Consider the following 18,114-nt stretch of genomic DNA (forward strand, 5'->3'; position numbering starts at 1 on the left):
ATACAAAAATAGTCGCCAATAAAAAAGCCACCTCAAGGGTGGCTTTTCTTAACAGGAATTAGTCTTCCTTTGGACGACGTGGCTTGCTGGCCGGCTTTTTGTCGAAGCTCTTGCGCTCGCCGAATTTACGATCACCACCGCGGTCGCCACGGTCACCGCCGCGATCGTTGAACTTGCGCTCACCGCGCTCAGGGCGATCGCCGGATGGCTTGCGTGGACGCTTGGGGACAGGCCCGTTGCTTACCGGGATTTCGTCGCTGCCATCGTTGCTCACTTCGCGGATGTTCAGTGGTTTGCCACATACGCGCACTTTTTTCAGGTGCTGCAGCACTTCTTTTGGCATGCCGTCTGGCAGGTCAACTGTGGTCACTGCATCGTACAGTTGGATCTGGCCGATGTAGCGGCTGTCGATGTTGGCTTCGTTGGCGATGGCGCCGACGATGTTGCCCACACCCACGTTATGGTCGCGACCCACATCGATGAGATAACGCTTCATGCTGATGTCAGGGTTGTCCTTGAGGGTATCGGCACTGCCGAAGTTGCCCGGCAAAGGACGTGAGTCACGGCGACGCTCGTTACGGTCGCTGCGATCACCGCGATCACCGCGCTCGGCGCGATCATTCTGGCCACGGCCGGTGCGCTCGTCGAAGTTATCACGCTGACGCTCGTGCATAGGATTCAGTTGCAGTGGACGCTCCAGCTGCACCTGATGCAGCAGGGCGGCGGCCAGTTGCTCGGTATCTACTTCCAGCTGCTGACACAAAGAGGCAACGGCGCCCTTCATAAAGTCCAGGTGCTCGTTGGCGAGGATGCCGGCAACCTGCTCACCCAGGCGAGACAGACGACGTTCGGCCACTGACTCAGGGCTTGGGACCTTCATCGGAGAGATGCGGCTGTTGGTGGCGCGCTCGATGGTGCGCAGCATGCGCATTTCACGGCTGGTCACAAACAGGATTGCCATACCGGTACGACCCGCGCGGCCGGTACGACCAATACGGTGTACGTAAGCTTCGGTATCGTAAGGAATATCGTAGTTAACTACGTGGCCGATACGCTCAACGTCCAGACCACGGGCGGCCACGTCGGTGGCGATCAGAATATCCAGCTTGCCGGATTTGAGCTGATCAACCGCACGCTCACGGGCCTGCTGGTTCATATCACCATGCAGCGGTGATGCGGCGTAACCACGGGCTTCCAGCTTTTCAGCCAGTTCCATACAAGAGTTACGGGTACGTACGAAGATGATGATACCTTCAGTGTTTTCCACTTCCAGTACCCGCACCAACGCCTCGAGTTTGTTGTGCTGGGAAACCTGCACAAAACGCTGCTCGATGGAGTCCACTGTGGTGTGGCTCGCGGCGATGCTGATGTTGACCGGATTGCTCAGGTGCTTATTGGCAACGCGCTTGATTTGCTCTGGCATGGTGGCAGAGAACAGCGCCAGCTGACGGCTCTCAGGAGTGTGCTCGAGGATCCACTCGATATCGTCGATAAAGCCCATTTTCAGCATTTCATCGGCTTCATCCAGCACCAGGGCTTTCAGAGAGTCGAGCTTCAGGGTGCCACGACGCATATGGTCCATCACACGGCCTGGGGTACCCACAACCACCTGTGGACCACGGCGCAGTGCCTGGAGCTGCTGATACATGCTCTGGCCACCGTAAATAGGCAGTACGTGGAAACCTTTCATGTGCTTGGCATAGCTGGTGAAAGCTTCGGCAACCTGTACCGCCAGTTCGCGGGTAGGGGCCAGCACCAGAATTTGTGGAGCATTCAGATCGGCATCGACACTGCACAAGAGTGGCAGGGCGAAGGCACCGGTTTTACCGGTACCTGTTTGTGCCTGACCCAGAATGTCCTGGCCGGACATCAGAGGTTGAATACTGGCGGCTTGGATGGGCGTAGGGGTTTCATAACCCAGCTCGTCGAGGGCACGCAAAACAGACTCGGTCAGACCGAGTTCGCGGAAAGTCTTTTCATTGGATGACATGGATAACGCCTTAGGGTGCGCGTGATTGCGCGTGTTGATTCACTGGACAGACCAGAAAACCAACCCCGTGTCGATTTCCCGTTCCGAATCCGAAAACGCCAGAGTATAGCAGCCTTTACTGATTTTGACCAAGAAAATATCCATTTTGACGATTTTGACCCTTTTTCGGCGCCAAATGGGCAAAATAACAAAAGATTAACTTTTAGCCCTGAGGGGGCTTGGGTTCCAGGCGTGTCCAGAGTAAGGGGTACACGGCTTCTATGGTGGCTGCCAGGAAGTTGAAGTCCAGTTTATCCGGGGTATCGTCCACTGTGTGGTACTGAGGGTGGGGAGGCACACCAAAATACAACCAGGGCACGCCGCTTTTATGGAAAGGGTAATGATCTGAGGCTTTGAGATAATTCACTCTCATGGCACTGCCATCCCGCTCTAAGCGGGAATGACTGAGGCGGGCGCAGAGGCCGTTACTCTCCACCAGCGCCCTGAGTTCATCGGCATTGGCAAAGTTTCGGCTGCCTTCCATATAGATGGCATATGGGCGGCCGGGATGGCCGACCATGTCCAGATTCAGTGCCAGTTCGGGCACTATGCCAAGCTCGCCAAGCCGGGTCGCCAGCGCCTGACTACCATAAAGCCCGGGCTCTTCGGCATCTGTGGCCACAAAAAGCAGGTTAAGGTCTGCCGGGCGCTCCGGGTCACTTGCTGCCTGTTTTGCCAGTGCCAGCAGTGCGGCCACGCCGGAGGCATTGTCGTCGGCGCCGGCAAAGTGTCTTGAGCCACTTTTACCCAGATGATCGTAATGGGCCAGCACCAGGCGCCAGCGTGTGCTGGCACGGGTTGCCGGCAGCAGGCCTATTACATTGGTTCCCCGCTGCTGGCTGAAGAGTTTTTCTACGCTGAAAGGGTGAAAGAAGGGATGGCTATTCTGTGCTGACTGCTCAAGGCTGTCCTGCGCAGGTTGCTCAAGGATGCCCGGTGCCATGGGCGAAAAGTCTGCCGTTACAGGCTGCAGGCCAGATGCTGCAAAACGCGCTGCCAGATACTGACGGGTGAGCAAGGCCCCTTCGGTGCCGGTCTTGCGCCCGGCGAGGGGCGCAGATGCCAGATAGGTTACATCTTCCTGCACTGCAGCAAGAGTCACCCAGTCAACACTCAGATCGCGCCTGCATTGGGGCGTGGTAGCGCAGCCTGACAGCCAGCTTGCCAACAGGGCTGCTCCCAATGCCTGATACCCAAGACGTCCCTGTCCCATGGTGAATGCCTCTAGCGTTGCAGCAGCGGCTTTAAGAAGCGCGCGGTATGGGATGTGGGATGCTCGGCCACCTCTTCTGGTGTGCCGGCCACCAAAATGGTACCGCCGCCCGAGCCGCCTTCGGGACCCAAATCCACAATCCAGTCGGCAGTCTTGATGACATCCAGATTGTGCTCAATCACCACTATGGTGTTGCCATGGGACTTGAGGCGGTGCAGTACGTCCAGCAGCAGCTGAATATCGGCAAAGTGCAGCCCCGTTGTCGGCTCATCGAGAATATACAGGGTTTTGCCCGTGTCGCGTTTCGACAGCTCCTTGGCCAGTTTCACCCGCTGGGCTTCACCGCCCGACAGGGTGGTGGCGCTTTGGCCGAGACGAATATAGGACAGGCCCACGTCCATCAGGGTTTGCAGCTTGCGGGCAATGGCGGGCACGGCATCGAAAAATTCCCGTGCGTCTTCCACCGTCATCTGCAGCACTTCGTGGATATTCTTGCCCTTGTATTTCACTTCCAGGGTTTCGCGGTTATAGCGCTTGCCCTTACAGGAATCACATGGCACATACACGTCCGGCAGGAAGTGCATCTCTACCTTGATAAGCCCATCGCCCTGACAGGCCTCGCAGCGGCCGCCCTTCACGTTAAAGGAGAAGCGCCCCACCTGATAACCCCGCGAACGGGACTCCTGGGTGCCGGCAAAGAGCTCCCGGATAGGGGTGAAGATGCCTGTATAGGTGGCGGGGTTGGAACGCGGCGTACGACCGATGGGGCTCTGGTCGATATCCACCACCTTGTCGCACTGCTCAAGCCCAGTGATGCTGGTGTAAGGCGCGGGTTCATCCACCGTGGCACCATTGAGTGCCTTGTGGGCAATCTTGAAGAAGGTGTCGTTAATCAGCGTGGATTTACCCGAGCCGGACACACCCGTGATACAGGTAAAGAGGCCAACTGGAATGCTGAGGTCAACATTCTTGAGATTGTTGCCTCGCGCGCCCTTAAGCTCGATAAGCTGTTCTGGGTTGATGGGGGTGCGGCCACCCTCCACCTGGATTTTGCGCTTGCCGGAAATGTACTGGCCCGTGACCGAGTGCTCGCAGGCGGTAATGGCAGCCAAATCGCCGTCGCAAATCACCTCGCCGCCGTGGACACCGGCACCCGGGCCAATGTCGATAATATGGTCGGCCATGCGAATCGCGTCTTCATCGTGCTCTACCACAATCACGGTATTGCCGAGATCCCGCAGGTGAGTCAGGGTATTGAGCAGCCGTTCGTTGTCACGCTGGTGCAGGCCAATACTGGGCTCGTCCAGTACGTACATCACCCCAACGAGACCGGCACCTATCTGGCTTGCAAGGCGAATACGCTGGGCTTCGCCACCGGAGAGTGTCTCAGCGGAGCGAGCCAGGCTGAGGTAGTTCAGGCCCACGTTGACCAAAAAGCCGAGGCGATCGCGCACTTCTTTCAGGATTTTCTCGGCGATTTGCGCCTTTTGACCTTCAAACTCCAGCTTGTTGAAGTAATCCATGGCCTCGCCGATGGACCAGTGAGTCAGGGTCGGCAGGTTAAGATCTTCAATAAACACATGGCGGGCTTCTTCACGCAGGCGCGAGCCGCCACAGCTGCTACAGGCCTGATTGCTGATGTACTTGGCCAGTTCCTCTCGCACCGTGTTGGACTCGGTCTCGCGGTAGCGTCTGTCCATGTTGTTGAGAATACCTTCGAAGGGGTGCTTGCGTACCACCACATCGCCACGATCGTTCACATAGCGGAAGGCCACTTCTTCCTTGCCAGAGCCGAAGAGCACAATCTTTTGCACCTTGGCATTGAGTTCGCTGAAGGGGGCTTCCACATCGAACTCATAATGCTCCGCCAGTGACTTGAGCATTTGGAAGTAATAGAAGTTACGTCTGTCCCAGCCACGAATGGCGCCGCCCGCCAGTGACAGCTCGCCGGAGACGATGACCCGCTCAGGGTCGAAAAACTGCTGTACCCCCAGGCCATCACAGGTTTGGCAGGCGCCGGCAGGGTTGTTAAAGGAGAAAATCCGTGGCTCAAGCTCGGCCATGGAATAGCCGCAGTGGGGGCAGGCGAAGTTGGCCGAGAATATCAGCTCCTCACTTGAGCCTTCTTCCATGCTGGCCACCACGGCGATGCCGCCGGACAGCTCCAGCGTGGTTTCAAAGGATTCTGCCAGGCGCTGCTGCATGTCGTCTTTGACCTTGAAGCGATCCACCACCACTTCGATGGTGTGCTTCACATGCAGGTCCAGGGTTGGTGGATCGGACAGATCGCATACCTCGCCATCGATACGGGCGCGGATATAGCCCTGGGCCGAGAGGCTGTCGAGGAGCTTAACGTGCTCACCCTTACGGGCCTTGACCACGGGCGCCAGCAGCATCAGCTTTTCACCCTCGGGGCGTTCCAGCACCTTGTCCACCATCTGGCTCACGGTTTGGGCCGCCAGCGGCTGGCCGTGGGTTGGGCAGCGCGGCTCGCCCACCCGGGCAAACAGCAGACGCAAATAATCGTACACCTCGGTAATGGTCCCCACGGTGGATCGTGGGTTATGGGAGGTGGACTTCTGCTCGATGGAAATCGCCGGGCTGAGGCCCTCGATATGGTCCACATCGGGCTTTTCCATCAGGCTCAAAAATTGGCGGGCATAGGCAGATAGGGACTCCACATAGCGGCGCTGACCTTCGGCGTAAAGGGTATCAAAGGCCAGTGAAGACTTGCCTGAACCCGAGAGACCTGTGATAACAATCAGCTTGTCTCTGGGGATTGTCAGGTTGATATTCTTGAGGTTGTGGGTGCGGGCCCCGCGGATTTCAATCTTGTCCATCTGCCACTTCTAACGCCGGAAAAAAGACCATCAGTATCGCATAATTTGCGCCTGAAACTACAGCCACACCAAACTCTGCTGCCAGAGGATTTGGGTGTGAGCAGCAATACCCCTTTGCCAGCGGCGTGGATCAAATTTACAATCGTGACAATTTTCATCTCCGGTATCCCAATCGCCGGATCGCCAACTTGGGGGAGTGTGGCCGCTGTGCTACCATTCGCGCCCCCGGTGCATTCTTGAATCAAGGTTTTCAGTCATGGCTAACAGCGGTCTTTCGGCCACCGAGAAAAAAGTCGCCTTTTCACTGGCCAGCGTATTCGGCCTGCGGATGATGGGTCTGTTTATGATCATGCCGGTGTTTGCCCTTTACGGCCAACACTTGGACGGTTTTTCGCCCCTGTGGGTGGGTATTGCCATTGGCGCCTATGGTTTGACCCAGGCGCTGCTGCAAATCCCCATGGGCATTTTGTCGGATAAATTTGGCCGTAAGCCAATCATCCTTATCGGTTTGCTGGTGTTTGCCCTCGGCAGTTTGGTGGCCGCCACGGCCGACAGCATCTATGGGGTGGTATTTGGCCGTGCGCTGCAGGGCATGGGCGCCATTGCCGCCGCCGTGCTGGCGCTGGCCGCCGATCTGACCCGTGACGAACAGCGCACCAAGGTCATGGCCATTATTGGCATGTGTATTGGGTTTTCTTTTGCGCTGTCCTTGTTGGTGGGCCCTGTGGTGGCGCAGCATATGGGGCTGTCGGGCCTGTTTTTTATGACCGCAGGCCTGGCGCTTTTGGGAATGGCGATAGTGCAGCTGCTGGTACCAAACCCGGTGCATCAGGCACCCAAGGGCGATACCCTGGCGGCGCCTGCCAAGCTGATGCGGATGCTGAAAGATCCGCAGCTGTTTCGTCTCGATGCGGGCATCTTTATATTGCATCTGGTGCTGACGGCGGTGTTTGTGGCGCTGCCGCTGGATTTGGTGGACGCAGGTCTTGCCAAAGAACAGCACTGGATGCTGTACTTCCCGGCCTTTATCGGTGCCTTCTTTTTGATGGTGCCGCTGATTATCATCGGCGTGAAACGTAAGAACACCAAGGGCATGTTCCAGGTGGCTCTGGTCATCATGATGCTGTCACTCGCCGTGATGGCACTCTTTGCCGACAACCTCTGGTTGTTGGCTTTCGCCGTGCTGCTGTTTTTTACCGGTTTTAACTACCTTGAAGCCTCGTTGCCCAGCCTGATTGCCAAGTTTTGCCCCGTGGGCGAAAAGGGCTCGGCCATGGGGGTTTACTCCACCAGTCAGTTCCTCGGAGCCTTCTGCGGTGGGCTGCTGGGTGGCGGCGCCTTCCAGTTGCTGGGTGCGGCGGGCGTGTTCGTGGTGGCGCTGGGTTTGATGGCGCTGTGGCTGATGCTGACCCTGGGCATGAAGAACCCTGTGCTGCTCAAGAGCTACACCCTTGAGGCGCAGGTGGAAGGCCGTGAACAGGCCCGTGAGATGGCCAGCAGGCTGTCGCAATTGGCCGGTGTGGCCGAAGCCATTGTGGTGCTTGAAGAAAAAGTTGCTTACCTCAAAGTGGATGAGCAATTCGATTTAAGAGAAGCCAGAGCTGTGTTAGGCTCTGCAAATTAACTCTGTTATATACGCAAAATTTCGGGAGAGATTGAATGGCCAGTCGTGGTGTGAATAAAGTGATCCTGGTAGGTAACCTGGGGCAAGACCCTGAGGTGCGCTACATGCCCAACGGCAATGCGGTAGCCAATATCACGGTCGCCACCAGCGAGTCCTGGAAGGACAACCAAGGTCAACAGCAGGAGCGTACCGAATGGCACCGTGTGGTGATGTTTGGCAAGCTGGCTGAAATCGCCGGTGAGTACCTGCGCAAGGGCTCTCAGGTTTACCTGGAAGGCAAGCTGCAAACCCGTAAGTGGAAAGATCAGAGTGGTCAGGACAGATACACCACTGAAATCGTAGTGGATCAGAGCGGCAGCATGCAGATGCTCGGCGGTCGCAGTCAGGGTCAGGGCCAGGGCGCGCCTGCGGCTGGTCAGGGTGGTCAGCCTCAGGGGGGGTACAGTGCACCTGCCCAAAACCAATATGCCCCAGCCCCTCAGGCCGCTCAGCCAAGCTACAGCGCGCCAGCTCAGCAGCCTCAGCAAGCAGCGTATCAGCCGCCACAACAGGCTCAGGGTGGTTATGGCCAGCAGGCGCCACAGCAGCAGGGCGGTTATCAGAGCAAACCTCAGCCGGCTGCTCCCGCTTACCAGCCACAACAGGCACCACAGCAGCGTCCAGCGCCTCAGCCACAGCAGCAGAACTACACGCCTGATCTCGATGACGGCTGGGACGACGATATCCCGTTCTAGGATTTACCTTAGAGACGTTTTGGTAACGTATGATCTTAAAGCCCGCATTTTGCGGGCTTTTTGCTATCTGGCTGCTTGTGACCTCCTCCCTGCACAACCCACTGCGCGAAGAATGGGCGCCTGATGTCTCTTGGCGCAAATCTGCAGAGTTGAAGTGCTCCTTTGCTCAGTGCGAGAAGGCTCTGTCTGGCGGGATGTCGCTCCCTTTGATGGTCCTGCCGCTGTCTTTATGACTGTCAGGGCGGTAACATGCCGGGCAAAGACGATAGGGGACAAGTTGATGAACACAAGAACCAACGCAGATAAGCGTGGCTTCAGCGGTGCGCAGGTATTACTCATTATTTTGGCGGTGATTCTGCTGACCGCAGTGGCGAGTTTTTTGATTATCCGTACCTATATTTTCCCAAGCCCATTTACCCCGGTGACCCTGAGCGCCAAAGAGGAAAAGCAGCTTGATGCCAAGCTGGACACCCTTGGTTGGGATATTCAACGCTCATCAAACAGCGCGCGGCAAGGTGCAGACAACCGGGGAAGCTCGGACTTGACTCCCGAACCCTACCGGGAACGGGATGGCGATCGGCAGGTGACCTTCAGCGAAAAAGAGGTCAATGCCATGATTGGTCGCAGCCCGGAGTTTGCCGAGCGATTGGCGATAGATTTTTCAGACAATCTGGCCAGTGCCAAGCTGTTGGTTCCGATCCCCAGAGACTTTCCCATCATGGCCGGCGAAACCCTGAGAGTGAATGCCGGGCTGGATATTCATCTGGATCAGCGTCGCCGCCCTGTGGTGGCACTGGTCGGGGTGAGCCTGATGGGCGTACCCCTTCCTAATGCCTGGCTTGGCAATATGAAACAGGTGAATCTGGTGAGTGAGTTTGGCGACAGTGGTTTTTGGAATGCCTTTGCCGATGGGGTTGAAGACGTACAAATCCGTGAGGGTGAGCTGTATATCAGGCTCAGGCCTTGAACCTGAGTCGCTGGCGCTGCTGCGTTGGCAACTACAGGGCTGAGCGTACGAGTAGCCACGGCTTACTTAAACCTGGCTACCAGGATAACTATTGTTTCAATCACCCTCAGTGAACCGTGCTCGGCGTCACACAGCATGTTTGTGTCCAAGGTATTGGCACGCATTGATAAACTTTATTTCCATGTCCGATTTACCCTCCCAAATGAGACTGGCACACTGGGGAAAATACCCAACCGGTTATGCCCATGACTCCAGCGATTAAACAGGCCGAAAAGGCCGGGATCCCCTTTGAAGTGCTTGAATATGAGCATGATAGCCGCGCTCCGTCCTACGGTATGGAAGCCGCCGATAAACTGGGGCTTGCGCCCGAATTGGTCTTTAAAACCCTGATGGTGGCGCTGGACGAAAAGTCTGCCCCTATAGCGGTGGCACTGGTTCCGGTGGCGCAGCAACTGAACCTCAAACTGGCTGCCAAAGCCTTGGGACAAAAGAAGTTGGTGATGGCAAACCCTGCTGCGGCCGAGCGCTCCAGTGGTTACCTGGTAGGGGGGATAAGCCCTTTGGGGCAGAAAAAGCCCCTGCCAACACTCATAGATGCCAGTGCCGAGTCTTTGAAGCAGATGCATGTGAGCGCTGGTCGAAGGGGGCTTGAGATCGCCATCGCGCCCCCCAGTTTGGCCGGGCTTTGCCGGGGGGTTTTTGTCGCAATAGCTGGCTAATAATGTGCTGAATTTGTTTTAAATATCTGTATTTAAATGAATATTTATATATGGTTTGACTGGTGCTTTTTGTTTGTTGCAAATGTGCAGCAGATCAATAAACAGGCACTCGATAGCGACTTTCTTTGCACTGAATCAAATTAATACAGTCGTTAAAAGGTCAAAATCATGCGCATCAATTGGCCAACAAGAATGAAAAATGCGCAACAACCAACCCGTCACCCTCAGGGAAGTGGAGCTCGACAACGAGGCCATCATTCTTTCCACCACCGATCTGAAGGGGCGTATCAAGTACGTCAATCAGGACTTCTGTCAGATTGCCGGTTTCCGGGAAGAGGAACTGGTGAACGAACCCCACAATCTCATTCGTCACCCTGAGATGCCGCCTGCGGCGTTCAAGATGCTCTGGAGCCGAATTCGCGAAGGGCGTCCCTGGATGGGGTTGGTGAAAAACCGCTGCAAGAACGGGGATTATTACTGGGTCGATGCCTATGTCACCCCTGTGTATGAAGATGGCGAAGTCCATGAATATCAGTCGGTACGCCGCAAGGTTAACGCCAAACACAGGGAGCGCGCCGAGTCCTTATATGCTGAGTTGGTCAAAGGTGAAGAGCCCACGGCACTGAAAGATAGCCGCTTGGGCGTGAGTGCCAAACTCATGCTGTGGACAGCTTTGATGCTCGGATTGTCGGCCCTTGCCGCCCAATGGTCTTTCTGGTTGATGTTACCGCTGTTGCCCATCGCTCTGTTGGGGTGTCGTGGCTTATTGGCGCCGCTACGAGAACTTGCCAGTGAGGCTCGCGGTATTATTCAGGATCCCGTGGCCAGAGCGGTTTACACAGGTCGGCGCGACGAAATTGGCGACCTTATGCTCGCTATGCGCTTTATGACCAATGAAACCGGTGGCGTAATGGGGCGGATGGCTGACTCCACGGCAACCATGGCAAACCAGAGCAATGAGCTGCTCGATGCCATTGCCCGCAGTGCAGAGCGGGCCGATGGTCAGCGTCAGCAAACCCAGCAGGCCGCCGCTGCGGTGGAAGAATTGCACGTAAGTTTTGCCGAAGTGAAAGAGCATACACTGGCGGTGGCAAACGATGTGGAACAGTGCCAGAGTGCCATGGGCCTTGGACAGCAACAGCTGGCCGAAGTTGAGGTGGCCATGCAGCAGTTGCAGCAGCAGATGAGCCTTTGCGATGAGGTTGTGCGTGAAATTGCCAGCGACAGTCAGGCCATCAATCAGGTACTGGAAGTGATAGGCACCATTGCCGAGCAAACCAATCTGCTTGCCCTCAACGCGGCCATTGAAGCGGCCCGTGCCGGAGAGTCTGGCCGAGGCTTTGCGGTGGTGGCCGATGAAGTGCGGCAGCTCTCGGGTCGCACTGGCGAGTCGACCGGCCAGATAGAAGGCATAGTGCGTAAATTCCAGTCCAGTACAGCGAGGGCTGAAGCCAATCTGGATAACAGTCAGCAGCAGCTCAAGAATCTGGCCGCAAGACTTGAGCAGGTGCAACAGGCTTTTGGGGCGCTGGATAGTGCCATCAACACCATTAAATCCCTTTCAGACCACAGTGCCCATGCCATGACAGAGCAGTCCAGTGCGGCAGGCAGTATCAGCGACTCGCTGCAAACCATCAATGAGCTGGCTGAAGCCGTGCTCAGTCAATCCCGGGAGGCCGAGCAACTGGGTGCCCGCATGTCACGACTTTCAAGTAAAACCAGTGGCCTATCCAAGCAGTTTTGGCAAAAAAGCGTAAGCGGCCGAAGCTAGGCCTCACCCATGTTAAGCGCATTATTGTCATAAAAAGGCCCGCAATCGCGGGCCTTTTTATGCTTTGGACAGGGCTCCCAAAGACCTGAATCCTTGAAGCGACTGACGTTTCCCTGTGGGACCGGTCAAGGCCGTGTTGTGTTTGTATGGCGCAAGTCCCTGTTAAGTTTGGTCTTGGCGCCTTGATGGAAACTGCTATGCTTGGGGCAACTTTCCCAGTCTCCGGAATTTGCCCTTATGACCTTGTTCCATACCCACGTTATGTTTGATGCCCCCGGAAGCCCCGAAGTCATGAAACTGGTGCAAGGCACGGCCCCCTCTCCCAAGGCTGGTGAGGTGCTGATTCGGGTCGCTGCCGCCGGCGTTAACGGGCCGGATTTGGCGCAGCGTAAAGGGCTTTATCCCCCACCACCCGGTGCCTCACCGATTTTGGGGTTGGAAGTATCCGGCGAGGTGGTTGGGGTCGCCCCCGATGTCAGCTGGCCAAAAGTGGGGGACAAGGTGTGCGCCCTGGTGCCCGGTGGTGGCTATGCAGAGCTGGTGGTGACCCCGGCGCAGCACTGTTTGCCCATACCGTTAACTATGTCCCTTGAAGAGGCCGCAGGCCTGCCAGAAACCTTCTTTACTGTATGGGGTAATCTTTTCATGCGCGGTGGCCTTAAGGCCGGAGAGACCTTTCTGGTTCAGGGCGGCAGCGGAGGCATAGGCTCCACGGCAATTCTGCTGGCCAAGGCCTTTGGAGCGCGGGTACTGGTGACCTCTGGCAGTGCGGAAAAGCGGGATTATTGTTTGAATCTCGGAGCCGATATGGCCTTTGACTACCGCGATGAGGCGCTGGTGGACAAGGTGCTTGCCGCCACCGACGGGCGCGGGGTGGACGTGGTGCTGGACATGGCCGGCGGCCCCATGGTCAATAACAACCTTAAAATGCTGGCCGATGATGGCCGCATGGTTTCTGTGGCCATGCAGGCCGGCGCCAAGGCCGAGGTGGATGTGTTTCGCATCATGAGCAAACGTATCCTGTGGACGGGGTCGACCTTAAGACCCCAGAGTATCGAGGCCAAAGCGGCCATCGCCCAGCAGCTTAAAGAGGAGGTGTGGCCTTTGCTCGACTCCGGCCAATGCCGGTTACCCCTTTTTGGTATATATCCGCTCAATGAGGTGGTAAAGGCACACAGTATCATGGAGGCAAAATCCCACCAGGGAAAGCTGGTGCTCAGCCTTAACGGAATTGCTTGATATGGCGAAATTTTCGACTAAAGTCGAGATTAAACGGAAAAATGAAAAAAACAGGTTGAAATTAATCTAAATATCACAAAAAAATCGCTTAATTTGGCATTGATTCTCGGAAAGATTCTGTAAGAATACCCAACTTGAAGCGTCCGAGTTATTCGGTCGATTTTTTTGCTGGGATGGTGTGCTTCCCCGCGAATTCAAACAACCGTAAATTCCTAGTGTATGTGTTGATTAAAAGGTATTGGCATATATGTATAACACGGCGAAGAAACAGGTTTGGTGGGGAGTGTTGAAAACTGCTCGCGGAACTTCCATCGTCATTCACGACAATCAGTTGCCTGAAGCTTCTGCAGGACGTGTTTATCTCTATAACACCGAGCGCAAAGCCATTATTGAGTACGTTGAAGACATCGTTAAGCCCAACTTGCATGAGCTTGATGAGGCAGGGCTCAAGGCTGCTGAGAGCAATTTCAGCGGTGAATGGAAAGCCGCTCGTGCGTCCTTTATGGAAAAGCACCACGCACGTATCAACTTGAGCAATATCAAGGATGCACCAGCCTCTTCCCGCAAGGCGAAAGCCGATGCTGAGCCTGAGTATGAAGACTTGAGTGCCGGTGGCAGCAGTAGCAGCGACGATTTCGGCGACGACTGGGCAGACGATTTCGACGACTAACCCCATCGGGGCAGCAATCAGGTCGGCCCATTGGCCGACCTGGCGCTGTTGCCGCTTTAGCGGTATGCCCCACGCAGCAGTATCCCGCGTTTTTTACTCATTTCAGTACGTTTGCATTGTTGGCCAGACCTTGCTGCGCTGTGCATATGGCGCTTGGTAACCAGGTTCAGTCTGTCACATCGAACTGGTAACGGCTGATATGATGATAAATCTCCCCCGGCATTAACCAGGCTTTGCCCAAATCGGGTTGATTCGGCGCATCCGGTAACAGTTGAGGCTCAAGGCAAACGCCCTGATAGGATTGATAAATTTTGCCCTGACGGCCCCGTTCGCCACCGAGAAAATTAGCCCCATAGAGCTGTACGCCCGGTTGATTGGTATAGAGCTTGAGCAGTCTGCCAGAATGCGGACTGTGAAGTTCGGCTGCCAACACCACTTCATCCACCGCCTTGTCGACAACAAAACAATGGTCAAAACCGCGGGTGGCGGCTAAGTCCGGGTGTTCTACCCGGTCACCAAGACGGGTAGCCTGCAGCGCCAGTGGGGTACCGGCAGCAGACTCACGGCCCGTAGGTATCCCTGCCTCATTGCATCGCAGAAACGTGTTGGCGTGCATGGTCACTGTGTGATCGAGGCAATCGGCGCGGCCATCGAGGTTAAAGTAGCTGTGCTGGGTCAGGTTGACCGGACAGGGCTTGTCGGTCATCGCCATGATTTCCACATAGAGGTTGTTGCCCGCAAGCCGGTAATCCAGCTGCACCGAACAATTGCCCGGAAAACCCATGTCACCATCGGGACTGCGAAGGCTCAGGCGCACCCCGTCTGGCAGTAATCCCAGGGTCCATTGCTTGCGATTGAAGCCTTCACGGCCGCCATGCAGACAATTCGTTGCCTGATTCACATCCAGTTGGAAGTCTTCATCCTCAAAGCGCAATTTGCCATGGGCAATACGGTTGGCATAGCGGCCGGCAATGGCGCCAAGATGGGCATTCTGGGTGAGATAGTCTTCGACACTGTCGCAGCCAAGTACCAGATTGGCGCGCTCTCCGTGCCGGTCGGGAGCCCAGAGTGAGCGAATAATACCGCCCAGACTCAGTACTTCTATGGCCAGCAGGCCGTTATCCAATCGGACCCGTTCAACTTCTCCGCCCCTGGGATCCTTCCAGGAGTCCAGCACTGAGTGACGCACCATGAATAGATTGCCTTATCTGTATAAAAGTCAATGCACTATAAACGATAGCCCAGGCATGAAACAGCGACTGCATTCGTATGTTTAGGCTGAACAGCTCAGCCGTCGATACGCCCTGCGCCTGCGCTGGGTGCGCACATGTACAGCACAGGCTCAAGTCCCGTCCTGGCAGGATATTCCGATTCCACCGCGTGTATCACGGCGTCGGTTAAATCATGCTCGACCAGCGCAACGATGCTGCAGCCATCGGTCATGCGTACCCCGCCGCGGTCACCAATGGCCTGAGCCATGATTTGTACCAGGGTCTCTATTTCCGGAACCATGAGTTCAAAGTCATCCCGCAGCGAGGCGTGGGAAAGTGCCATCAGTTCTGACAGCCTGGCGACATCGCCGCGTTTCAGTGCCCGGCCGGCACTCTGGGTGCGCAGGTTTTCGCTTATCACATGGCGGGCGCGCTTATAGAGGGTTTCATCCAGCACGTCGCTGGCAGCCTTGAGTTCATCCAGCTCCAGATCCCGCAGGGAGTCGAGTCCGAAAAATTCGGCGGCATCACGGCACTCATCTGCCCGGGCCTTATAGGCCTCTTCCAGCAGCTTGGGATCCAGTGGCGAATGCACGATGATAAGGCTTAAGTTATCGGGAATAAGCACGGCTTCCACATCCAGATCCAGACAGTCAATCAGTAGAGCGGAGTCTGCCTCGGCCAGGGCGCTGGTCATATGGTCCATCACGCCGCAGGTACTGCCGTGGAAACGGCTCTCGCCGCGCTGTGCCAGTTGGGCGATGGCCATGGGGGAAAGATGGAGCTGACAGGTGTCATTCAGGGCTGTACCAAAGGCAATTTCCAGGGCGCCGGAAGACGAGAACCCTGCCCCCATGGGAATGCTGCTGACCACCGCCAGGTCAAGCCCTTTGGCTTTAAGTCCCGCATGGCCCACGGCCTGTGTGAAGCTTTTGAGGTAATTGACCCAGTCACCGCCAGCGGTGACTTCGCCTTCTTCGCCGAAACGCCATTCCCTGAGTTCTCCGGGAAAGGCCTCAGTGATCACCCGAAAGCGGTCATCATCGCGCTTTTTGACCGCGATAACCGTATGAAAATTAATGGCTGCCGGCAGAACAAACCCATCGTTATAGTCTGTGTGTTCTCCAATGATATTCACACGACCCGGAGCCTGATAATAGGCATCGGCCTTGGTCCCGAAAGTTTGGACAAACAGCTTGGTGGCGCGCTGCGCAGGGTTCGACATGCTCACTGATCCCATTGATAACCGGGTTATTCTGTAGTGCCGCACTGCAAGGCGGCTTCCCTGAGTTATACCACGTCTTAAAAAGCCGGAAAACCGAGATTTTTGCGGGAAGCGAACAAACAAAAACGCCGCGAATTCGCGGCGTTTAAAATCAGCTTCTGGCCTGCGCCAATTCACCGTCTGCGGGCATCAGCTCTGTGGCGACGTGTTCCACAAAACCGGCACCTGCAGATTCGTACAGGTTATAGACACTATCCACGCCGCTTTCTTTGAGGGAGTCAGTGTGTTCGGCATACTGGACAATCGCGCTGATCTTGCCTTGATAATTTTGTTTCTTCAGCTGCTCTATCGCAAACAGGTTACCCGCGTGGTGGGGCATGGCCAGCAATACCAGCTCCAGGTTGGGGGCTCTGTCGAGCTTTTCCCAGAAATCGGTATCCGATGCATCGCCCTGTACCACGTTACGTCCCTGGACACGGTGGAAGTCGACCAGTTCCTGTTTGTGCTCAATGCCAAGGATCTCCCCGTCGAATCGGAGTTTCAGTTCATCGTAGGCACCTGAACCAATACGGCCCATACCTAAAATCAAAAAGCGGGGGTTACCGATGGGAATGGGTCTGTCTTCCGGATGTAAGGGGGGGCGCTCCATACGCCTGAGTGGCTGCTGATATCGCTGGTAAATTTTGCCCACCATATTGTTGAGGGGCGCGGCCAGCAGAAAGCTGAAACTCAGCGCCACGGCGATAATGATGAGCCACTGGGAAGGCAGCCAGCCCTTTGAAGCCGCCACGGCCGCAACAATCAGACCAAACTCGCTGTAGTTGCCCAGGTTGAACGAGGCCAGCATAGAGGTGCGGGAGCGCAGTTTAAAGCGGGTCAGCAGCACCACAAAGAGTGCGACCTTGAAGGGGACGAGTGCCACCAAAATCCCGGCCAGCGCCACATCTTCCAGGCTTGGCAGCCCATTGAGACCAATGGTAAGGAAGAAGGCAACGAGGAAGAGTTCTTTAAAATAAAACAGGGATTTGGCAAGTTCCGATGCCTTGGGGTGGCCTGCCAGCAACACGCCGATAATCAGGGCGCCCAAATCGGGCTTGAGCCCCACGGCTTCAAAGAGCCAGGCTCCCAGCACCAGCGCCATCACCAGGCCGAAGAGGACCAACAGCTCGCCGTGGCCAACACGGTCAAAGGCGCGGTAAATCAGCGGTCTGGCAATTGGCAGTAGCAGCAATGCCAATGCCCAGATAGAGGGCCATTCCCCTTTGGACACCGTCAGGAAGCCTACGGCAAAGATGTCCTGCATGATGAGGATACCGATGGCGACACGGCCGTAGAGGGTTTGCATATCCCCTTTGTCTTCAAGCACCTTCACCGCAAATACCGTGGATGAAAAGCTCAGGGCAAAGGCAAGCAGCGACAGTTGATTGAGGCCCAAATCGGTGAGTTGGCTCAGGCCCATAATGCCGAGCAGCTTTAGCACGGGCACCAAAAACAGCATAGTACCCACCAGATGCAGGCTGGCTCCGGCCCAGACTTCGGCCTTGAACAGGCTGCGAATATCCAGTTTCAGGCCAATGGCAAACAGCAGCAGGGTTACACCGAGATCGGCAAACTGCTGCAGCATGGGCAAACTGGACTCTTCAATGCCAAACATAAAGAGCACAAAGCCAGCGGCCAGATATCCTATCAATGGCGGCAAACCGACGCGGTTGACCAAGAGGCCGCAAGCGAGGGTGATGACGAGAATGGCCGGCTCCATGAAACTCCTTAAAAGATAATTCAGCTATAAATCAGGTATCTTAGCGGACTTTATTTAATATGAGATGAAAAAGGCAAAGATTTCAGAGAAATCTTTGCCTTTAGTTATAAGGG

The 18,114-nt window shown here is 55.9% G+C and carries 13 protein-coding genes; 7 read left to right on the forward strand and 6 right to left on the reverse strand.

Going from position 1 to position 18,114, the window contains the following annotated elements:
* Positions 1-58: 58 nt before the first annotated feature.
* The 3 genes from JQC75_RS02455 to uvrA form a co-directional block, all read right to left on the reverse strand.
* Entirely contained in the window at positions 59-1,990 is a 1,932-nt protein-coding gene (locus tag JQC75_RS02455) for a DEAD/DEAH box helicase (RefSeq protein ID WP_203325923.1), read from the reverse strand.
* Positions 1,991-2,192: 202 nt separating this feature from the next.
* Positions 2,193-3,242 carry a M28 family peptidase gene (locus JQC75_RS02460; protein WP_203325924.1) on the reverse strand — a complete coding sequence of 350 codons (1,050 nt, stop codon included), beginning with the start codon at positions 3,240-3,242 and terminating at the stop codon, positions 2,193-2,195.
* Between the two features lie 11 nt (positions 3,243-3,253).
* Positions 3,254-6,082, reverse strand: a complete 2,829-nt coding sequence (gene uvrA, locus JQC75_RS02465; protein ID WP_203325925.1) for an excinuclease ABC subunit UvrA — start codon at positions 6,080-6,082, stop codon at positions 3,254-3,256.
* 256 nt (positions 6,083-6,338) lie between these two features.
* Here uvrA and JQC75_RS02470 point away from each other — a divergent pair, with 256 nt between their 5' ends.
* From JQC75_RS02470 to JQC75_RS02500, 7 genes are all read left to right on the forward strand, one after another.
* Positions 6,339-7,706, forward strand: a complete 1,368-nt coding sequence (locus tag JQC75_RS02470) for an MFS transporter (protein ID WP_203325926.1) — start codon at positions 6,339-6,341, stop codon at positions 7,704-7,706.
* Between the two features lie 35 nt (positions 7,707-7,741).
* Entirely contained in the window at positions 7,742-8,440 is a 699-nt protein-coding gene (ssb, locus tag JQC75_RS02475; protein ID WP_203325927.1) for a single-stranded DNA-binding protein, read from the forward strand.
* 280 nt (positions 8,441-8,720) lie between these two features.
* Positions 8,721-9,407, forward strand: coding sequence for an arginine N-succinyltransferase (locus JQC75_RS02480; protein ID WP_203325928.1), 687 nt, complete (start codon positions 8,721-8,723; stop codon positions 9,405-9,407).
* Between the two features lie 245 nt (positions 9,408-9,652).
* A complete protein-coding gene (gene ybaK / locus JQC75_RS02485; RefSeq protein WP_203325929.1) occupies positions 9,653-10,126 on the forward strand; it encodes a Cys-tRNA(Pro) deacylase in 474 nt (157 codons plus the stop codon).
* Between the two features lie 199 nt (positions 10,127-10,325).
* Positions 10,326-11,897, forward strand: coding sequence for a methyl-accepting chemotaxis protein (locus tag JQC75_RS02490; protein WP_203325930.1), 1,572 nt, complete (start codon positions 10,326-10,328; stop codon positions 11,895-11,897).
* A gap of 237 nt (positions 11,898-12,134) precedes the next feature.
* Positions 12,135-13,136 (forward strand): NAD(P)H-quinone oxidoreductase, encoded by a 1,002-nt coding sequence (locus tag JQC75_RS02495; protein WP_203325931.1) that lies wholly within the window; start codon positions 12,135-12,137, stop codon positions 13,134-13,136.
* A 247-nt stretch (positions 13,137-13,383) separates the two neighbouring features.
* Positions 13,384-13,806 carry a hypothetical protein gene (locus JQC75_RS02500; protein WP_203325932.1) on the forward strand — a complete coding sequence of 141 codons (423 nt, stop codon included), beginning with the start codon at positions 13,384-13,386 and terminating at the stop codon, positions 13,804-13,806.
* Positions 13,807-13,972: 166 nt separating this feature from the next.
* Here JQC75_RS02500 and JQC75_RS02505 read toward each other — a convergent pair whose 3' ends face one another.
* The 3 genes from JQC75_RS02505 to JQC75_RS02515 form a co-directional block, all read right to left on the reverse strand.
* Complete coding sequence (locus tag JQC75_RS02505; protein ID WP_203325933.1) at positions 13,973-14,998, reverse strand: aldose epimerase family protein; 1,026 nt, start codon at positions 14,996-14,998, stop codon at positions 13,973-13,975.
* A gap of 95 nt (positions 14,999-15,093) precedes the next feature.
* On the reverse strand, positions 15,094-16,242 hold the full coding sequence (gene galK / locus JQC75_RS02510) for a galactokinase (protein ID WP_203325934.1): 1,149 nt from the start codon (positions 16,240-16,242) through the stop codon (positions 15,094-15,096).
* A 151-nt stretch (positions 16,243-16,393) separates the two neighbouring features.
* Positions 16,394-18,001: a cation:proton antiporter family protein gene (locus JQC75_RS02515; RefSeq protein WP_203325935.1), complete on the reverse strand. Its 1,608-nt coding sequence runs from the start codon at positions 17,999-18,001 to the stop codon at positions 16,394-16,396.
* Positions 18,002-18,114: the final 113 nt, after the last annotated feature.

Source organism: Shewanella litorisediminis (assembly GCF_016834455.1).
Taxonomy (GTDB): domain Bacteria; phylum Pseudomonadota; class Gammaproteobacteria; order Enterobacterales; family Shewanellaceae; genus Shewanella; species Shewanella litorisediminis.

Excerpts from the sequence above, each read along its gene's own strand:
- JQC75_RS02455 (WP_203325923.1), bottom strand. The coding sequence starts at position 1,990 with ATGTCATCCAATGAAAAGACTTTCCGCGAACTCGGTCTGACCGAGTCT.
- JQC75_RS02460 (WP_203325924.1), bottom strand. The coding sequence starts at position 3,242 with ATGGGACAGGGACGTCTTGGGTATCAGGCATTGGGAGCAGCCCTGTTG.
- uvrA (WP_203325925.1), bottom strand. The coding sequence starts at position 6,082 with ATGGACAAGATTGAAATCCGCGGGGCCCGCACCCACAACCTCAAGAAT.
- JQC75_RS02470 (WP_203325926.1), top strand. The coding sequence starts at position 6,339 with ATGGCTAACAGCGGTCTTTCGGCCACCGAGAAAAAAGTCGCCTTTTCA.
- ssb (WP_203325927.1), top strand. The coding sequence starts at position 7,742 with ATGGCCAGTCGTGGTGTGAATAAAGTGATCCTGGTAGGTAACCTGGGG.
- JQC75_RS02480 (WP_203325928.1), top strand. The coding sequence starts at position 8,721 with ATGAACACAAGAACCAACGCAGATAAGCGTGGCTTCAGCGGTGCGCAG.
- ybaK (WP_203325929.1), top strand. The coding sequence starts at position 9,653 with ATGACTCCAGCGATTAAACAGGCCGAAAAGGCCGGGATCCCCTTTGAA.
- JQC75_RS02490 (WP_203325930.1), top strand. The coding sequence starts at position 10,326 with ATGCGCAACAACCAACCCGTCACCCTCAGGGAAGTGGAGCTCGACAAC.
- JQC75_RS02495 (WP_203325931.1), top strand. The coding sequence starts at position 12,135 with ATGACCTTGTTCCATACCCACGTTATGTTTGATGCCCCCGGAAGCCCC.
- JQC75_RS02500 (WP_203325932.1), top strand. The coding sequence starts at position 13,384 with ATGTATAACACGGCGAAGAAACAGGTTTGGTGGGGAGTGTTGAAAACT.
- JQC75_RS02505 (WP_203325933.1), bottom strand. The coding sequence starts at position 14,998 with ATGGTGCGTCACTCAGTGCTGGACTCCTGGAAGGATCCCAGGGGCGGA.
- galK (WP_203325934.1), bottom strand. The coding sequence starts at position 16,242 with ATGTCGAACCCTGCGCAGCGCGCCACCAAGCTGTTTGTCCAAACTTTC.
- JQC75_RS02515 (WP_203325935.1), bottom strand. The coding sequence starts at position 18,001 with ATGGAGCCGGCCATTCTCGTCATCACCCTCGCTTGCGGCCTCTTGGTC.